Genomic DNA, 17,474 nt, shown 5'->3' on the forward strand with positions numbered 1-17,474 from the left:
ACCTGACGGCGAGAATGTACTAACCAGTTACTTATGACAATCTGTCGCAGGTCATTTGTTTCAAAAAAATTCCCGACTTGCAGAGCGTAGCTGTCGCTTGCGCCATGTTCTCCGGGAGCTGCGGCGGGTGTTCACGGGAGCCTGTAACATGTGCGCTCCCCCGATAGCCGTGCTGGAGCCCACCTTGTCCGATAGCCGCCCTCCCGTTCTTGACGAAGTCGACCGTCAATTGATCGCAGCCTTGCAGATCAACGCCCGCGAAAGCGTGGCGATGCTGGCCCGGCAGTTGGGTATCGCCCGCACCACCGTGACCTCGCGCCTGGCCCGCCTGGAAAAGACCCGGGTCATTACCGGATATGGCGTGCGCCTGGGGCAGCGGGTAGTCGATGGCGGCTTGCAGGCGTATGTCGGCATCAAGGTCCAGCCGCGCTCTGGCAAGGAAGTGCTACGGCGCCTGAGCGGCATGGCGCAGGTCCAGCAACTGTGTGCGGTCAGCGGCGAATTCGACTATGTGGCCTGGCTGCGCACCGACTCACCGGAACAGCTGGACCAGTTGCTGGACCAGATCGGCAGCGTTGACGGCGTGGAGAAAACCACCACCTCGATCATCCTCAGCAGCAAGATCGATCGCGGGCACGCGCTGTAAGGCGCACCCTGCCAATCAGTCAATCTGACGCACAAATTCGTCATATCGATAAATAACCGAGCATAACGACGACAGTTTGCGTCTTATTTACGTGTTTCACCCTCTCTAGAATGGCTGCCATCTTTTCCTATACTCAGCACTCTGCTGAGCCGCCCGCCAAGGTCAGCCATGAACAAGAACAATCGCCATCCTGCAGACGGTAAGAAGCCGATCACCATTTTCGGCCCGGACTTCCCTTTCGCCTTCGACGACTGGATCGAGCATCCTGCCGGCCTGGGCAGCATTCCCCAGGCACGGCACGGCACCGAAGTGGCGATTGTCGGCGCCGGTATCGCCGGGCTGGTGGCGGCCTACGAGCTGATGAAGCTGGGCCTCAAGCCAGTGGTCTATGAAGCCTCGAAAATGGGCGGCCGCCTGCGCTCCCAGGCCTTTGAGGGAGCCGAAGGGGTCATCGCCGAGCTGGGTGGCATGCGCTTTCCGGTGTCGTCCACGGCCTTCTACCATTACGTCGACAAGCTCGGCCTTGAAACCAAGCCCTTTCCCAACCCGCTGACCCCGGCCTCGGGCAGCACCGTCATCGACCTCGAAGGCCAGACCCACTACGCCCAGAAACTCGCCGACCTGCCGGCGCTGTTCCAGGAAGTCGCCGATGCCTGGGCCGATGCCCTGGAAGATGGTTCGCGCTTCAGCGAAATCCAGCAGGCAATCCGTGACCGCGACGTGCCGCGCCTCAAGGAACTGTGGAACACCCTGGTGCCGCTGTGGGACGACCGCACCTTCTACGACTTCGTCGCCACCTCCAAGGCCTTCGCCAAGCTGTCTTTCCATCACCGTGAGGTGTTCGGCCAGGTGGGCTTCGGCACCGGCGGCTGGGATTCGGACTTCCCCAACTCGATGCTGGAAATCTTCCGCGTGGTCATGACCAACTGCGACGACCACCAGCACCTGGTGGTGGGCGGCGTCGAGCAGGTGCCCCTGGGCATCTGGCGCCACGTGCCGGAGCGTTGTGCCCACTGGCCGGCCGGTACCAGCCTCAGCTCGCTGCACCACGGCGCGCCGCGTACCGGGGTCAAGCGCATTGCCCGGGCCGCCGACGGCCGTTTCAGCGTCACCGACAACTGGGGCGACACCCGGGAATACGCCGCGGTGCTGACCACCTGCCAGAGCTGGCTGCTGACCACCCAGATCGAATGCGAGGAATCGCTGTTCTCGCAAAAGATGTGGATGGCCCTGGACCGCACCCGCTACATGCAGTCGTCGAAGACCTTCGTCATGGTCGACCGGCCGTTCTGGAAGGACAAGGATCCGCAAACCGGTCGCGACCTGATGAGCATGACCCTCACCGACCGCCTGACCCGCGGCACCTACCTGTTTGACAACGGCGACGACAAGCCGGGGGTGATCTGCCTGTCCTACTCGTGGATGAGCGATGCCCTGAAGATGCTCCCGCAGCCTGTGGAAAAACGCGTGAAGCTGGCCCTGGATGCGCTGAAGAAGATCTACCCCAAGGTGGATATCGCCAGCCGTATCATCGGCGACCCGATCACCGTCTCCTGGGAGGCCGACCCGCATTTCCTCGGCGCCTTCAAGGGCGCGCTGCCGGGCCACTACCGCTATAACCAGCGGATGTACGCGCACTTCATGCAGGACGACATGCCCGCCGAGCAGCGCGGTATCTTCATCGCTGGTGACGATGTCTCCTGGACTCCGGCCTGGGTCGAGGGTGCGGTGCAGACCTCGCTGAACGCGGTGTGGGGGATCATGAAGCACTTCGGTGGCGCTACCCACGCCGAGAACCCGGGCCCGGGGGATGTGTTCCACGAGATCGGGCCGATTGCCCTGGCCGACTGAAACCGGCAGCCGGGCAGGCGCTCGTTCCCGCAGGCTTGCCCTGCGGGGATGTCGTACGAACCTGCGACAGCGGCTACAGTGGCTGGTCTGTCAGTGAGTGGAGTGAAGACCATGCGCGTCGCCCTGTATCAGTGCCCGCCACGGCCGCTGGATGTGGCCGGCAACCTGCAACGCCTGCATCAGGTGGCCATGGAGGCCACCGATGCCGATCTGTTGGTGCTGCCGGAGATGTTTCTCAGCGGCTACAACATCGGCCTGGAAGCGGTAGGCGCTCTGGCCGAGGCCCAGGACGGCCCTTCGGCCCAGCGCATCGCCGCCATCGCCCAGGCCGCCGGCACGGCGATCCTCTATGGCTACCCGGAGCGCAGTGACGACGGCCAGATCTACAACGCCGTGCAGTTGATCGACGCCCAGGGGCAGCGCCTGTGCAACTACCGCAAGACCCACCTGTTCGGTGACCTCGACCATTCGATGTTCAGCGCCGGCGAAGATGACTTTCCGCTGGTGGAACTGGACGGCTGGAAACTCGGCTTTCTGATCTGCTACGACATCGAGTTCCCGGAGAATGCACGACGCCTGGCCCTGGCAGGCGCGGAGCTGATTCTGGTGCCGACCGCCAACATGATCCCCTACGACTTCGTCGCCGACGTGACGATCCGTGCCCGGGCCTTCGAGAACCAGTGCTACGTGGCCTATGCCAACTACTGTGGCCATGAAGAACAGATCCGCTATTGCGGCCAGAGCAGCATCGCCGCCCCCGACGGCAGCCGGATTGCCCTGGCCGGTCTCGACGAGGCCCTGATCATCGGCGCCCTGGACCGCCAACTGATGGGCGAATCCCGGGCGCTCAACCGCTACCTGTCCGATCGCCGCCCCGAGCTTTACGACGACCTGAGCAAGCGCTGATCCGGGGATATCCGCTAGCATGAGCGCTTCTCTGTTCTGGAAGTGCTCATGCCCGCGCCGAATCACCCTCTGCCCACACTGGAGACCCTGGCCAACGGCCTGCGGGTTTCCCTGCGTCATGCTCCCCATTTGAAACGCTGTGCCGCGACATTGCGCGTCGCCGCCGGCAGCCACGATGTGCCGCTGGCCTGGCCGGGCCTGGCGCACTTTCTGGAACACCTGCTGTTTCTCGGGACCGAGCGCTTTCCTGTCGAACTGGGGCTGATGGCCTATGTACGGGCCCAGGGCGGGCAACTGAACGCGCGAACCTGCGAACGTGCCACCGAGTTCTTTTTCGAGCTGCCGGCCAGCGCCTTTGCCGGTGGCCTGGAACGTCTGTGCGAGATGCTCGCTCAACCGCGCATGAGCCTGGAGGACCAACACCGGGAGCGGGAAGTCCTGCACGCGGAGTTCATCGCCTGGTCCCGGGATGCGACAGCGCAGCGTCAGTTCGCACTGTTTGACGGTCTTCATGCCGCGCACCCGCTAAGGGCCTTCCACGCCGGCAACCGCTACAGCCTGAACCTGCCCAATAACGCCTTCCAGCAGGCCTTGCAGCAGTTCCATCGCGAGTATTACCAGGCCGGGCAAATGCTCTTGAGCCTCGCCGGCCCCCAGCCACTGGAGGAGCTCCGAGCCCTGGCGGAACGCTACGGCAGTTGCCTGCCGAGCGGTCGACACCTTGAGCAGGCAGCACCTCCCGCCCTAATGGCCACGGGCAACCAGACTTACCAACAACTCAGCGGCCAGCGGCTGGACCTGCTGTTTGCTCTAGAGCGGCTGCCCGCGGGCGCGACTGCCGCTGTGGATTTTCTCTGCACCTGGCTGCAATCGGCCAAGCCCGGCGGGTTGCTGGCGGAACTCCAGCAGCGCCAACTGGCTCACAGCCTCAAGGCCACGCTCCTGTATGAGTTCGCCGGCCAGGCCCTGCTGCACCTGGAGTTCGATCTGAGCAGCGTGGCGGCATCAGCCCCGGCTCAGGTACGCGAGCTGCTGACAGAGTGGCTGGGGTTCTTCAGTGCCCAGGCCGACTGGGCACCGTTGCGCGAAGAATATGCCTTGCTGCAACAGCGCCAGCTCCAGGTTGCCAGCGCCCTGGAACTGTCTCGACGCGACAGCCGCCAAGCTGCCGATGGGCTGGATGAGTCGGGGCTGGACGCCCTCAAGCAGGTGCTCACGCAGTTGCAACCCCAGGCTGTGGAGCACTTCAGCCGCGACTGGCGCCTGCCTCCTGCCAACCCCTTTCTGCGCAGCACGATCGAGGCACCACGGGCCGGGTTGATTCGTGGGCAGACCAGCGCTCATCGCGGGCTGCGCACCTTTGCCCAGGATCGCTCCCGGGGCCGCAAGGAAAGCTCGGCCCTGAGCTTCAGCCAGGCGCTGCCAGCAGATCCTTCTGGTAGCGCCCTGACTCTGCGCTGGCAACTGGCCTCGCCTGCCCCGATGGGCTTGCATGCCCGGTTGCTGCGCAGCCTGGCGACATTGCGCGACGATGCCCGCCAGGCCGGCGTAGAGCTGAACTTCACCTCTTGTGGCAAAGACTGGCTGCTGAAACTGCACGGTTTGCCGTCCCCCATGCCCGCGGTGCTACTGCAAGCATTGAAAGCCCTGGGACGACCTGCCGAGTCGTTCTGGCAGGAGCAGGCAAGCGTCAATGCTGAAGCGCCCCTGCTGCCGATCCGCCAATTGCTCAAGGCATTCAGCGAACAGCCACAGCCCGACAGCCCGGCCCAGCCCGACCCAGAGGCCTTGCAAGCACTCTGGGCCAGCGCTCGCTGGGACGGACTGGGCCTGGCGCTGCCAGCCGCCATCCAGGAAGCCTTGAGCCGAACCCTGCAACAGATGCCCGGCACAGCGCACGCCACCCTCTGCCGGCCGGTGCCAGCAGGCACCGGCCAGCAGTGGCAGAACCTGCCCGGGAGTGCCGGCGAGCATGCCCTGCTGCTGTTCTATCCCGTGCCCAGCGCCAGCCTTGCCGATGAAGCCGCATGGCGCCTGCTCGGCCAGCTCTGCCAGACTCCGTTCTATCAGCGCCTGCGGGTGGAGCTGCAACTGGGTTATGGCGTCTTCAGTGCCGTTCGCCAGCGCAACGGCCGGACGGGTCTGTTGTTCGGCGTGCAATCCCCCGGCGCAACAGTCACCGAGATACTTCAGCACATCGCACAATTCTTTGAGCACCTGCCCGAACAACTCCAGGCACTCGACGAGCTCACTTGGAATGATCAGCGACAGGCCCTGGCTCAACAGTTGCAGCCCGCGACCCTGCCTCAGGAACAGGCCATGGAGCTGTTGTGGCAGGCAAAACTGGCCGGCCATTCGTCGGATTACCTGCCGCAGTTGCAAGGCTGCATAGAGGCCCTGACGCCCGCCATCGTGATCCAGGCCGCCCGCCAACTCAGAGAGGCTGCCGGCGGCTGCAGCGTGCTGGCCAACAGGCCGTGCCCGGGTGCACCCTGGCAAGTGGCAGAATGATCATTACCAGCGCTGCAATGAGCTTTCTTCAGAATTGCGGGCAACCTTCCGCGGGAATTTAGTAAGATAGCCTCCTAAGCATCTGAACATCTCCCGCCGGAGGTGGACTATATGTATAGGCAACACCCGTCCCACCCACCTCAAAGGAGCAATTTTATGACCTGGTCCAAACCTGCTTACACCGACCTGCGTATCGGCTTCGAAGTCACCATGTACTTCGCCAGTCGCTAATTTCTGCCTCTGGCCAGAAACGCAGCGCAACGCCTCGGCCCGTCCGGGGCGTTTTTATTTTCAGTTCTCCGTCCTTTTTTTAGTCTTGAGCCCAGGGAGCGTCCATGTTTGTCCAGATTCTAGGTTCCGCCGCCGGCGGTGGTTTTCCGCAGTGGAACTGCAACTGTGTGAACTGCGCCGGATTTCGCGACGGTAGCCTGCGGGCCCAGGCGCGCACTCAATCGTCCATCGCGATTTCCGATGACGGGGTGAACTGGGTGCTGTGCAACGCCTCTCCGGATATCCGCGCGCAGTTGCAAAGCTTCGCCCCCATGCAACCGGGCCGCGCACTGCGGGACACCGGCATCGGCGCCATCATCCTCATGGACAGCCAGATCGACCACACCACCGGCCTGCTCAGCCTGCGTGAAGGCTGCCCGCACCAGGTCTGGTGCACCGACATGGTCCATGAAGACCTGAGCACCGGTTTCCCACTGTTCAAGATGCTCAGCCACTGGAACGGCGGCCTGAGCTGGAACCGCATCGAGCTGGACCAGAGCTTCAGCATCCCCGCCTGCCCCAACCTGCGCTTCACGCCGCTGCCCCTGCGCAGCGCAGCGCCGCCCTATTCGCCACACCGTTTCGACCCGCACCCGGGGGACAACATCGGCCTGATCGTCGAAGACCTGCGCAGCGGCGGCAAACTCTTCTACGCGCCGGGCCTGGGCAAGGTCGACGCGCCACTCCTGGAGATCATGGCCGCCAGCGATGTGCTGCTGGTGGACGGCACCCTGTGGGAAGACGATGAAATGCAGCGTCGTGGCGTGGGCACCCGTACCGGCCGGGAAATGGGCCACCTGGCGCAGAACGGCCCCGGCGGCATGCTCGAAGTGCTGGAACAGTTGCCCCGCCAGCGCAAGGTGCTGATACATATCAACAACACCAACCCGATCCTCGATGAAGACTCCGCCGAACGTGCCGAACTGGTACGCCGAAAGGTGGAAGTGGCTTACGACGGAATGAGTATTGAGCTGTAGGGCGAATCGCCCACAAGCTCGCCCCACGAGCCTTGGCCCCTTTGCGCAGGAGCGGGCTTGCCCGCGAAAGGGCTGCCCCCCGGAGAACACACATGACCGACACCCCGCTGTCCGCCGCCGAATTCGAGCAGGCACTGCGCGCCAAAGGCGCCTACTACCACATCCATCACCCTTATCACGTGGCGATGTATGAAGGCCGGGCGAGCCGCGAGCAGATCCAGGGCTGGGTCGCCAACCGCTTCTATTACCAGGTGAACATCCCCATGAAGGACGCGGCGATCCTCGCCAACTGTCCGGACCGGGAGATTCGCCGCGAATGGATCCAGCGCCTGCTGGACCATGACGGCGCCCCGGGCGAGGACGGCGGCATCGAGGCCTGGCTGCGCCTGGGCCAGGCCGTGGGCCTGGACCCGGACCAGTTGCGCTCCCAGGAACTGGTGCTGCCCGGTGTGCGCTTTGCCGTGGACGCCTATGTCAATTTTGCTCGCCGGGCCAGTTGGCAGGAGGCGGCCAGCAGCTCGCTGACCGAACTATTCGCGCCGCAAATCCACCAGTCGCGCCTGGACAGCTGGCCCCAGCATTACCCATGGATCGACCCCACTGGCTACGAGTACTTCCGCACCCGCCTGGGCCAGGCCCGCCGCGATGTCGAGCACGGCCTGGCGATCACCCTACAGCACTACACCACCCGTGCTGGCCAGGAACGCATGCTGGAAATTCTCCAGTTCAAACTGGACATCCTTTGGAGCATGCTCGACGCCATGAGCATGGCCTATGAACTGAACCGCCCGCCCTATCACAGCGTCACCAATCAGCGGGTCTGGCATAAGGGGATCACCCTATGAGTTTCGACCGCAGTAAAACCCCACGCTGGCGCCCCGGCTACCGCTTCCAGTATGAACCGGCGCAAAAGGGCCACGTCCTGCTGTACCCCGAGGGCATGATCAAGCTCAACGACAGTGCCGCCCTGATTGGCGGCCTGATCGATGGCGAACGTGACGTGGCGGCGATCATCAGCGAGCTGGAAATCCAGTTCCCGGGGGTGGCCGAGCTCGGTGAAGATATCGAGCAGTTCATGGAGGTCGCCCGTGCTCAGCACTGGATCGAACTCGCCTGAACCGGCGGTTCTGCCCGGCAAACCGGAAGTTGGCCTGCCGCTGTGGCTGCTGGCCGAGCTGACCTACCGCTGCCCGCTGCAGTGCCCCTACTGCTCCAACCCCCTGGACTTCGCCGAGCAGGGCAAGGAGCTGAGCACCGAGCAGTGGATCAAGGTATTTCGCGAAGCGCGGGAAATGGGTGCAGCGCAGCTGGGTTTCTCCGGCGGCGAGCCGCTGGTGCGCCAGGACCTGGCCGAACTGATCGGCGAGGCGCGCAAGCTGGGCTTCTATACCAACCTGATCACCTCCGGCATCGGCCTCACCGAGCAGAAGATCAGCGACTTCAAGAAAGCTGGCCTGGACCATATCCAGATCAGCTTCCAGGCCAGCGACGAACAAGTGAACAACCTGCTGGCCGGTTCGAAAAAAGCCTTCGCGCAGAAGCTGGAAATGGCCCGTGCGGTCAAGGCCCACGGCTATCCGATGGTGCTGAACTTCGTCACCCACCGGCACAACATCGACAAGATCGACCGCATCATCGAGCTGTGCATCGCCCTGGAAGCCGATTTCGTCGAGCTCGCCACCTGCCAGTTCTACGGCTGGGCCCAGCTCAACCGCGTGGGCCTGCTGCCGACCAAGGAACAACTGTTGCGCGCCGAGCGCATCACCAACGAATACCGCGCCAGGCTGGAAGCCCAAGGGCATCCCTGCAAGCTGATCTTCGTCACTCCGGACTACTACGAGGAGCGCCCCAAGGCCTGCATGAATGGCTGGGGCAGCATCTTCCTCACCGTGACTCCGGACGGCACCGCACTGCCTTGCCACGGCGCGCGGCAGATGCCGGTGCAGTTCCCCAATGTGCGCGACCACAGCATGCAGCACATCTGGTACGACTCATTCGGTTTCAACCGCTTTCGCGGGTACGACTGGATGCCCGAACCCTGCCGCTCCTGCGACGAGAAGGAAAAGGACTTCGGCGGCTGTCGCTGCCAGGCCTTCATGCTCACCGGAGATGCCAGCAATGCCGATCCAGTGTGCAGCAAATCGCCACACCATGGGATGATCCTCCAGGCCCGTGAAGAATCTGAAACGGCCACCCACACCATCGAGCAACTGGCTTTTCGCAATGAACGAAACTCCCGCCTCATCGCCAAGGGTTGAGCCCTTCAGCGCCAGCCAGGCCACTACGGCCGGGGTCGATTTTGCCGAACTGCAACTGACGACCCACGGCCTGTTCTGGAATGAATATCGTCCCGAGGACGGCCGCTGCCGGATCTGGCAGTGGCATCAGGGCCAGGCCCACTGCCTGACGCCAACCGGCTTCAGCGTGCGCAGCAGGGTCTATGAATACGGTGGTGGCGCCTTCTGCCTCAGCGATGATGCCCTGCTGTTCGTCAACGAGGCGGACCAGCAGCTGTATCGCCAGCCCCTGGCCGGTGGAGCGCCCAGCGCCTTGACTCAAGGCACGTGCCGCTACGGTGACCTGCGATGCCACTCTGGCCAGGTGCTGGCCGTCGAGGAGTGCGCCGAGCAACACCAACTGGTGAGCATTGACAGCATCACCGGTCAACGCCGGCTACTGGCTGCCGGGGCCGACTTCTATGCCGCTCCTACCCTCAGCCCCAATGGGCTGCGCCTAGCCTGGATCGAGTGGGACCGGCCCCATCAACCTTGGACCAGCACCCGCCTGATGCTTGCTGAGCGCCTGGGCAACGGGACCTGGGGACATCCCCGCTGCGTGGCGGGCGATGGCGAGCCAGAGTCACTGCAACAGCCGCGCTTCGACCAGCACGATCATCTGTATTGTCTCAGCGATCGCGGCGGTTTCTGGCAACCCTGGACCGAGTCGAGCGATGGTTTGCGGCCGTTGCCCAGCACCGCCGCGGACCATGCCCCGGCGCCTTGGCAACTGGGAAGTTGCACTTGGCTGCCCCTGGGCGGCGATGCCTGGTTTGGCAGCTGGACCGAGCAGGGTTTTGGCCGCCTCGGGCTGCGTCAGGACGACGGTTTCCAGCAGGACTTTAGCGGCAACTACAGCCGCTTCCGCAGCCTGGCCCTGGACCAGCACTACCTGTACTGCATCGCGGCATCGCCTGTCAGCCCCTCGGCCGTTATCGCCATAGACCGCAAGACCCGGCAGGTCCAAGTCCTGGCAGGAGGGGTTGCCCCTCTGCCGGCGGAACACATCAGCCGCCCGCAGACCCTGTGCTACCCCAGCGGCGACGGCCAGGCCCATGGTTTCTTCTACCCGGCCATGAACGGTGTCAACCGGCCGCCCCTGGTGGTGTTCATCCACGGCGGCCCGACTTCGGCCTGTTACCCGATACTCGACCCGCGTATCCAGTTCTGGACCCAGCGCGGCTTTGCCGTGGCCGACCTGAACTACCGCGGCAGCACTGGATATGGTCGGGCCTATCGCCAGGCCCTGCACCTGCGTTGGGGCGAGGTGGATGTGCAAGACGCCTGCGCCGTGGTGGCCCACCTGGATGAGCAGGGGCTGATCGATCCGCAACAGGCATTCATACGCGGCGGCAGCTCGGGGGGCTACACCACCCTCTGCGCCCTGGCCTTCGCCAAGGTCTTCTGCGCCGGAGCCAGCCTCTACGGAGTCAGTGATCCGATCAGCCTGGCCCGCGCCACCCACAAGTTCGAAGGCGACTACCTGGACTGGCTGATCGGCGATCCTGAACGCGACAGCGAACGTTATCTGGCCCGTACTCCCCTGGCCCACGCCAGCAGCATCGGCGTGCCGGTGGTGTTTTTCCAGGGCGAGCAGGATGCGGTGGTGGTGCCCAAGCAGACCCGCGACATGCTCAAGGCACTACAGGACCAGGGCATCGCCGCCGAAGCCCACTACTACCCCGATGAGCGCCACGGCTTTCGCAAGGCCAGCAACCAGGCCCACGCCCTGGAGCAGGAGTGGCGGTTTTACCGCCGAGTGCTGCAGGCACAGCACTGATCAGCTACTGCCCGTTCCCCTGGAACGGGCAGACCATCAGCGTTTGGCGATGATGTACACCGCATGCACGATCCCCGGAATGTAGCCGCACAGGGTCAGCAGGATGTTCAACCAGAAAGCGCCGCCAAACCCCACTTGCAGGAAGACCCCCAGGGGCGGCAAGAGAATGGCGAAGATGATGCGGATCAAGTCCATGGGCAGCTCCTGATAACAATCGGCTCGAATGAGCCTTACCTGCAATCGACCTTGGCCATACGCCAGGGTTCAGAGCAATTCGAGGCCGCGCAGCCACTCGGGCGAGGATCTGGAGGCCATGTTCCTGCACCACGCTCAACAGCTTGAGGGCCATGGCGCCCGTACAACGAGCCGGTACTTGAAGGAGGTTGCAAGAACAAAGAGGGGGGTTTGAAAAAACTGGAGATAAAAAAACGCCCCGTGCGAAAAATCGGACACGGGGCGATGCGTTATACCGCGAGACGGTTCAGGAAGTCAGTCAACGTAAGGTCGCATGTGGCCCGGAAAGGTAATCCAGCACCCGGAACAGAGTGGGTGCCAGACCACTGCAATGCGGGATTCCGGCGAGAATCGCCTGTTGATCCTCGACGCTATCGGGCTCGGCGCTGTGTTCAGCGCTCAGCCAACCGTTGGGGCGCGCCTGCAAAAGTGCCTCGATGCTGTGCAAGTCGCTCTGCAACAGGCATTGCAAGCCGATGGCCCGCTCCTGCCAGATAAAGCCCTGGTGATCGCAGGCCGCCGAGCGATAGAGCGGCAACGCGCCCTTGGGCAGATCGAAGCTTTCGCCGTGCCAATGAAAGGCCATCAGACGTTCCGGCAAGGCCAGCCCCAGAGGCGAGTCCTGGGCATTGGGGTACTTTTCCACAGGCCACCAGCCAATCTCCCGCGCTGCACTGGGGCGAACCTGCGCCCCCAGCGCCTGCGCCAGGAGCTGGCCACCCAGGCCGATGCCCAGCACGCGCTTGCCGGCAGACAGGGCCTTGCGCAACAGGCGTTTTTCCGCAGCCAGCCACGGAGTCTGGGCATCGTCGTGCACACTCATGGGCCCACCCAGAGCGATCAGCAGGTCGAAACTGTCGAGCCGCGGCAAACGTGCCTGGGCATACAGATGGCAGATGTGCACGGCGCTCGCCCGCTCCAGCAGCCACTGGTTGATCCGCCCCGGCCCGGAGGCAGGCGAATGTTGCAGGATCAGTACACGCATCAGACGGCCACTCCCTTGCGACAGTGCAATTGCGCCGTGCGCACCCGGGAAAAAGCCCGAGCCAGGCGCAGGAGCATCTCGTCGATATTGCCTTTGCTGACACTCAATGCCGGGGTAAAACGCAGGCAGTCCGGTTGCGGCGCGCTGAGCAGCAAGCCTTCATGCAAGGCGGCCTTGACCACCGCGTCGGCGGACTCATCCGCCAGGGTCATGCCCCAGAACAAACCCTGCCCCCGCACTTGGCCCTGGGCATACCGGCTCGCCAGGCAGGTCAGTTCCTGCCCCAGGTACTGGCCGTTACGGCGCGCCTGCTGAAGAAAGCCATGCTCCTGCAGGCTGTCCAGAACCGCCAGGCCGGCCGAGGTCATCAGCGCATTGCCATGGTGAGTGCCATCCAGCTCGCCCGCCTCGAAACAGCAGGCCTTGCCCCGTGCCAGCAACGCCGCCAGTGGCACGCCACCGCCGAGCCCCTTGCCCAGAGCGATGATGTCGGCACGCACGCCATACAGCTGTTCGGCCAGCAGGGTCCCGCAGCGGCCGATGCCAGTCTGGACCTCATCGAGAATCAGCAGGATGCCCAGTTCACGGCACAGGCGCTCGACACCCTTGAGGTAATGCTCGGTCGCCGGAATGACACCAGCCTCACTCTGGATCGGCTCCAGCATGATCGCCACGGTTTGCGCATCCACCGCCGCGTGCAAGGCCGGCAGATCGTTGAACGGCACCTGGCTGAAACCCGGCAGCCCGGGGCCGAAACGATTACCCGGAGCGTCGCTGCCAGCCGCCGACAACGCAGCAAAGCCACGCCCATGGCAGCTCTGGCTGGCAGTGATGATGCCAGCCGCGCCGCCACGATGCAGTTGCCCCCATTTACGCGCCAGCTTGATTGCGGCCTCGCAAGCTTCAGTGCCGCTGCTCAGCAGGTAGGCCTGGTCGCTGCCGGTGCTGCGGCACAGGCGATCGGCCAGCTTGAGCATGCCACGGTTGTAGAACCCGGAACCCGGGTTGATCAGCGACTGCGCCTGCTCGGCAAGCGCGGCGACCAGGACCGACGGGCTGTGGCCAAGACTGTTGGCGGCCCCGGCCTGGGTGAAGTCCAGGTAAGTACGGTCTTCACTGTCCCATAGCCAAGAGCCCTGGCCGCGCACGAAGACCGGTTGCGGACGCTGCACACTGGGCATCAGGCACTCGTTGGAAAAGGCCGGGGCCGAAGCGTTTGCATAGGGCTCGGCGGCCAGATCTTCCAGGCTCGGCACAGTGCGGCGCAGGTTGAACAGATTCATGCCCGCAGGCCCTCCAGCGGCAGCCCCAGCAGGCGCGCGGACCAGTCTTCAACCCGGCCAGTACGCATGCGCTTGATAGCGATATCACGCCAGCGCGAGGAAAGCGCCGGGCAATCAATGAGGGTTTTCAAGCCAGCATGCTCCAGAGGTTCCTGGAAAAAACAGCGCAGGGCCCAGGCCACAGTGAGGCCGGGGTAACTGCGCTGAATCAGTTCAAAAGGTTCATCCGCTTGTACGAAACCTGGCTTGAGGACCCGGTAAAACCAGCCGCAACGACCATTGTCCTGGGCCTGTTGCGGCAGATTGGCCAGGCCCCAGCGATGGCTCAGGCGATAGCAGGGCGAACGCGGCTGGCTGACCTGCAATAGCGCACCGCCCCAGCGAAACAGATCGCCCAGGCACACCTGTTCTTCGGTGAGGCCATGGGTGGACAGGTTTTCACCGAAGGCCGGCGCGCACCAGGCGAACTGTGGGTAACGTTTGCGCCAGTGGTCATAGTGTTCAGCGGGGTAATGATGCAAGGCGCGCTCGGGACCGGTGTGAAAGCGCGGATCGCCGTGCTCATCGCTGCCCAGGCCTTGTGGCCACAACCAGAGTCGGTTGGCAACCGGGTACTTGTCAGTGTCGCTGACCAGACCCTGGCCGAGATTTTTTGCCTTGCCTATGTAAACACCATCGACGCAAACGGTATTCATCGCCCTTCGTGGCCCTGTAAGCCTTGTGAATAGGCGCTAGACTAGGCCCCTCCGGGGCTTCGGGCCATTTCGTTTTTTAAGCTTTTTCGATAAGAAATACTTATGGATTTTAAGCAGCTGCGTTATTTCGTCGCGGTGTATGAAGAAGGTCATGTGGGACGTGCCGCCGAACGGCTGTCGATCTCGCAACCGGCGCTTTCCCAGCAGATTCGCCAGCTGGAACAGAACCTCGACGTCAGCCTGTTCGAGCGCAGCAGTAAACGCCTGTTGCCGACACTGGCGGCGCATACGCTGTACAACCACGCCCTGCCCCTGCTCGACGGCTTGCAACAGGCCCGCGAAGCCTTGCGCAACTTCAAGGGCCAGGCGCTGCGCACCTTGGCGATCGGCGTACTGCAAACCGTGCATACCAGCCTGGTGCCGCAGATGCTTGAGCGTGTACGCAAGGCCCAGCCCCATCTTGTGGTGCAGATCTATGAATTGACCGGCCTGGAGATCGAAAGGCGCCTGCTCAATGGCTCGCTGGATATCGGCATCAGCTACTTGCCGCCACGCCAGCCAGGTCTGCATGGGGTACCGCTGTACGAAGATGAACTGACTCTGGTCATCCCGGAGCAGCATCCGCTGCGCGAGTTCAAGAAGGTCTCCATGAGCCAGGCAGCAGAGTTGCCGATGCTGTTGTTGGGAGAGGAGTTCCAGATCCGCCAGATCTGGCAGGCTCAACTGGCCAATCTGGGGCGGCGCCCGCAGGTGCAGGCGGAGCTGAACAACATGGCCGGCATTCTCGACAGCCTGCCCCATACACGGCTGGCCACCGTGCTTCCCGGGCGCTCCCAACAGCAGCACAGCAACAAGGAACTGTTGTGGAAGCCGCTGAGCGAACCCAGGGTGCCGCTAAAGGTGGGGTTGGTCTGCCGGGATCTGCAGCGTCAACAGGGGACGCTGGAGCTGCTGCGCAGCTTGTTGGAAGACTCGATGAATGCGCAGGAACCGCGCCTGGGGGGAACTTCCGCCGTGGAGGTGCCGGGATAAGCCCGCCAAAATAAAAAACCCGGACAAAAGAAAACCCCGCCGAAGCGGGGCTTTGCAGACTGTTTCCCTGACATCCTTTTCACTCCACCATCCTGGCGGAATCCTACGTGTCCGTGTTGTTGCTTTGCGCTTCCTGCGCGACGTCCATGTGAAGTAGATTAGCTTCAGCCGTCATCTACCGATATGGACGATCAGCAGCACGTTATGTAAGAGATGACTTACAAACGCCCTTGCTGGTTAAAACTGCTCAGCCTGCAACAGGAACAGCGATTCGCTACCGGCCTTGACCGAGGCGCTAAGCGAGTGGATACGCGGCAGCAGGCGGGCGAAGTAGAACCGCGCCGTCCCCAGTTTGCTGGCATAGAAGTCGTCTTCCTGCTCCTTGCCCAACGCAGCCTTGGCCATCAGTGCCCACATGTAGGCGTAGGCGGTGTAGCCAAATACCTGCAGGTATTCCACCGAGGCTGCCCCGATTTCGTTGGGGTTGCTGGCGGACCGGTCCAATACCCAGGCGGTCAGCTCATCCAGATTGTCCAGCGCCGCGTTCAGCGGGCGGGTGAACTCCCTCCATTGCTCATCCGCCGTAGCGGTGAAATGGCGGATCTCGTCGGCGAACAGCTTATAGAACGCACCGCCGCTCCCGACGATCTTGCGTCCCACCAGATCCAGAGCCTGGATACCGTTGGTGCCCTCGTAGATCTGGGTAATCCGCACATCGCGCACCAGTTGTTCCTGGCCCCACTCACGGATATAGCCATGGCCGCCGAAGATCTGCTGGCCATGAACCGTGGTTTCCAGACCCAGGTCGGTCAGGAAAGCCTTGGCCACCGGGGTCAGCAATGCCACCAGGCTTTCTGCCCGCTTGCGGGTATCCGGATCTTCGCTGAACTTGGCGGTATCCAACTGCATCGCCACGTAGGTGGAAAATGCCCGGCCGCCTTCGTTTGCAGCCTTCATGGTCAGCAGCATGCGCCGCACATCCGGGTGCACAATGATCGGGTCGGCTACCTTGTCCTTGGCTTGCGGGCCGGTAGGCGAGCGGCTCTGCAGGCGATCACGGGCATATTCAATAGCGTTCTGGTAGGAACGCTCGCCAGTGGCCAGCCCCTGGATACCTACCCCCAAACGCTCGTAGTTCATCATGGTGAACATGGCCGCCAGGCCCTTGTTCGGTTCACCCACCAGGTAACCGATGGCCTGATCGAAGTTCATCACGCACGTGGCCGAAGCCTGGATGCCCATCTTGTGCTCGATCGAACCACAGGTCACCGGGTTGCGCTCGCCCAGGCTGCCATCGGCATTGACCATGAACTTGGGCACCAGGAACAGGGAAATACCCTTGGGACCAGCCGGCGCATCCGGCAGTTTGGCCAGCACCAGGTGAATGATGTTTTCCGTCAGGTCATGCTCACCACCGGTAATGAAGATCTTGGTTCCGCTGATGGCATAGGAACCGTCGGCCCGAGGCTCGGCCTTGGTGCGGATAATCCCCAGATCGGTACCGGCATGGGGCTCGGTCAGGCACATGGAGCCTGCCCAGACACCGGCATACATGTTCGGCAGGTAGGTGGCTTTCAGCTCTTCGCTGGCATGGGCGTTGATCGACAGGCAGGCCCCGGCAGTCAGCATCGGGTACAGGCCAAAGGCCAGGCTCGCGGAGTTGACCATTTCCTCGACCTGGGCGGACACCGCCTTGGGCATGCCCATGCCGCCGAACTCGGGATCGCCACCCACGCCGACCCAACCACCTTCGGCATAGGTCTGATAGGCCTGTGGGAAACCTTCAGGGGTGGTCACCACGGTGTTGTCCCAGTGGCAACCTTCCTCGTCGGCACCGCGACTCAGCGGAGCAATGCTTCTGGCGGTGACTTTGCCCGCTTCCTCCAGAATCGCCTCGACCGTCTCGACATCCACAGTCTCAGCCAGAGCCGGCAATTGGGCCCAGAGTTTGGCGACCTCGAAAACTTCATTGAGGACGAAGCGCATATCGCGCAAGGGCGCTTTGTAGTCAGCCATGGCAAACCTCGC

General features: G+C 63.2%; 16 protein-coding genes. 11 read left to right on the forward strand and 5 right to left on the reverse strand.

All coding sequences use genetic code 11. From position 1 onward, the window contains the following. The first annotated feature begins 184 nt into the window (after window positions 1-184). The 10 genes from ABCR88_RS30025 (at window position 185) to ABCR88_RS30070 (ending at window position 11,217) form a co-directional block, all read left to right on the forward strand. Entirely contained in the window at window positions 185-646 is a 462-nt protein-coding gene (locus ABCR88_RS30025) for an Lrp/AsnC family transcriptional regulator (protein ID WP_011063845.1), read from the forward strand. A gap of 168 nt (window positions 647-814) precedes the next feature. After that, window positions 815-2,497 carry an NAD(P)/FAD-dependent oxidoreductase gene (locus tag ABCR88_RS30030; protein ID WP_041120105.1) on the forward strand — a complete coding sequence of 561 codons (1,683 nt, stop codon included), beginning with the start codon at window positions 815-817 and terminating at the stop codon, window positions 2,495-2,497. Window positions 2,498-2,608: 111 nt separating this feature from the next. Further along, the gene (locus ABCR88_RS30035; RefSeq protein WP_350403789.1) at window positions 2,609-3,403 is read left to right on the forward strand and encodes a carbon-nitrogen hydrolase family protein; all 795 of its coding nucleotides are present in this window, start codon (window positions 2,609-2,611) and stop codon (window positions 3,401-3,403) included. Between the two features lie 48 nt (window positions 3,404-3,451). Beyond that, a complete protein-coding gene (pqqF, locus tag ABCR88_RS30040; protein ID WP_350403790.1) occupies window positions 3,452-5,914 on the forward strand; it encodes a pyrroloquinoline quinone biosynthesis protein PqqF in 2,463 nt (820 codons plus the stop codon). Window positions 5,915-6,070: 156 nt separating this feature from the next. Further along, complete coding sequence (pqqA, locus tag ABCR88_RS30045) at window positions 6,071-6,145, forward strand: pyrroloquinoline quinone precursor peptide PqqA (RefSeq protein WP_003194766.1); 75 nt, start codon at window positions 6,071-6,073, stop codon at window positions 6,143-6,145. Between the two features lie 104 nt (window positions 6,146-6,249). After that, on the forward strand, window positions 6,250-7,161 hold the full coding sequence (gene pqqB / locus ABCR88_RS30050) for a pyrroloquinoline quinone biosynthesis protein PqqB (protein ID WP_011063849.1): 912 nt from the start codon (window positions 6,250-6,252) through the stop codon (window positions 7,159-7,161). A 92-nt stretch (window positions 7,162-7,253) separates the two neighbouring features. Beyond that, a complete protein-coding gene (gene pqqC / locus ABCR88_RS30055; protein ID WP_350403791.1) occupies window positions 7,254-8,006 on the forward strand; it encodes a pyrroloquinoline-quinone synthase PqqC in 753 nt (250 codons plus the stop codon). Further along, complete coding sequence (pqqD, locus tag ABCR88_RS30060) at window positions 8,003-8,278, forward strand: pyrroloquinoline quinone biosynthesis peptide chaperone PqqD (protein WP_011063851.1); 276 nt, start codon at window positions 8,003-8,005, stop codon at window positions 8,276-8,278. The genes pqqC and pqqD overlap by 4 nt, the downstream gene beginning before the upstream one ends. After that, window positions 8,250-9,419: a pyrroloquinoline quinone biosynthesis protein PqqE gene (pqqE, locus tag ABCR88_RS30065; protein ID WP_350403792.1), complete on the forward strand. Its 1,170-nt coding sequence runs from the start codon at window positions 8,250-8,252 to the stop codon at window positions 9,417-9,419. Before pqqD ends, pqqE begins: the two co-directional genes overlap by 29 nt. Continuing rightward, on the forward strand, window positions 9,385-11,217 hold the full coding sequence (locus ABCR88_RS30070; RefSeq protein ID WP_350403793.1) for a S9 family peptidase: 1,833 nt from the start codon (window positions 9,385-9,387) through the stop codon (window positions 11,215-11,217). The genes pqqE and ABCR88_RS30070 overlap by 35 nt, the downstream gene beginning before the upstream one ends. A 36-nt stretch (window positions 11,218-11,253) precedes the next feature. Here the strand turns inward: ABCR88_RS30070 and ABCR88_RS30075 are convergent, their stop codons facing one another. The 4 genes from ABCR88_RS30075 to ABCR88_RS30090 form a co-directional block, all read right to left on the reverse strand. Next, window positions 11,254-11,412, reverse strand: a complete 159-nt coding sequence (locus ABCR88_RS30075) for a YqaE/Pmp3 family membrane protein (protein ID WP_011063854.1) — start codon at window positions 11,410-11,412, stop codon at window positions 11,254-11,256. A gap of 298 nt (window positions 11,413-11,710) precedes the next feature. After that, window positions 11,711-12,436, reverse strand: a complete 726-nt coding sequence (locus ABCR88_RS30080; protein WP_232643814.1) for a type 1 glutamine amidotransferase — start codon at window positions 12,434-12,436, stop codon at window positions 11,711-11,713. After that, window positions 12,436-13,719 carry an aminotransferase class III-fold pyridoxal phosphate-dependent enzyme gene (locus ABCR88_RS30085; RefSeq protein WP_350023301.1) on the reverse strand — a complete coding sequence of 428 codons (1,284 nt, stop codon included), beginning with the start codon at window positions 13,717-13,719 and terminating at the stop codon, window positions 12,436-12,438. Before ABCR88_RS30085 ends, ABCR88_RS30080 begins: the two co-directional genes overlap by 1 nt. Beyond that, complete coding sequence (locus ABCR88_RS30090) at window positions 13,716-14,414, reverse strand: MOSC domain-containing protein (RefSeq protein ID WP_072443653.1); 699 nt, start codon at window positions 14,412-14,414, stop codon at window positions 13,716-13,718. The genes ABCR88_RS30085 and ABCR88_RS30090 overlap by 4 nt, the downstream gene beginning before the upstream one ends. 102 nt (window positions 14,415-14,516) lie before the next feature. Here ABCR88_RS30090 and ABCR88_RS30095 point away from each other — a divergent pair, with 102 nt between their 5' ends. Then, window positions 14,517-15,446, forward strand: coding sequence for a LysR family transcriptional regulator (locus ABCR88_RS30095; RefSeq protein ID WP_152686493.1), 930 nt, complete (start codon window positions 14,517-14,519; stop codon window positions 15,444-15,446). 237 nt (window positions 15,447-15,683) lie between these two features. Here the strand turns inward: ABCR88_RS30095 and ABCR88_RS30100 are convergent, their stop codons facing one another. Continuing rightward, entirely contained in the window at window positions 15,684-17,462 is a 1,779-nt protein-coding gene (locus tag ABCR88_RS30100) for an acyl-CoA dehydrogenase C-terminal domain-containing protein (RefSeq protein WP_350023303.1), read from the reverse strand. Window positions 17,463-17,474: the final 12 nt, after the last annotated feature.

Source organism: Pseudomonas sp. W17, from assembly GCF_040268305.1.
Taxonomy (GTDB): domain Bacteria; phylum Pseudomonadota; class Gammaproteobacteria; order Pseudomonadales; family Pseudomonadaceae; genus Aquipseudomonas; species Aquipseudomonas protegens.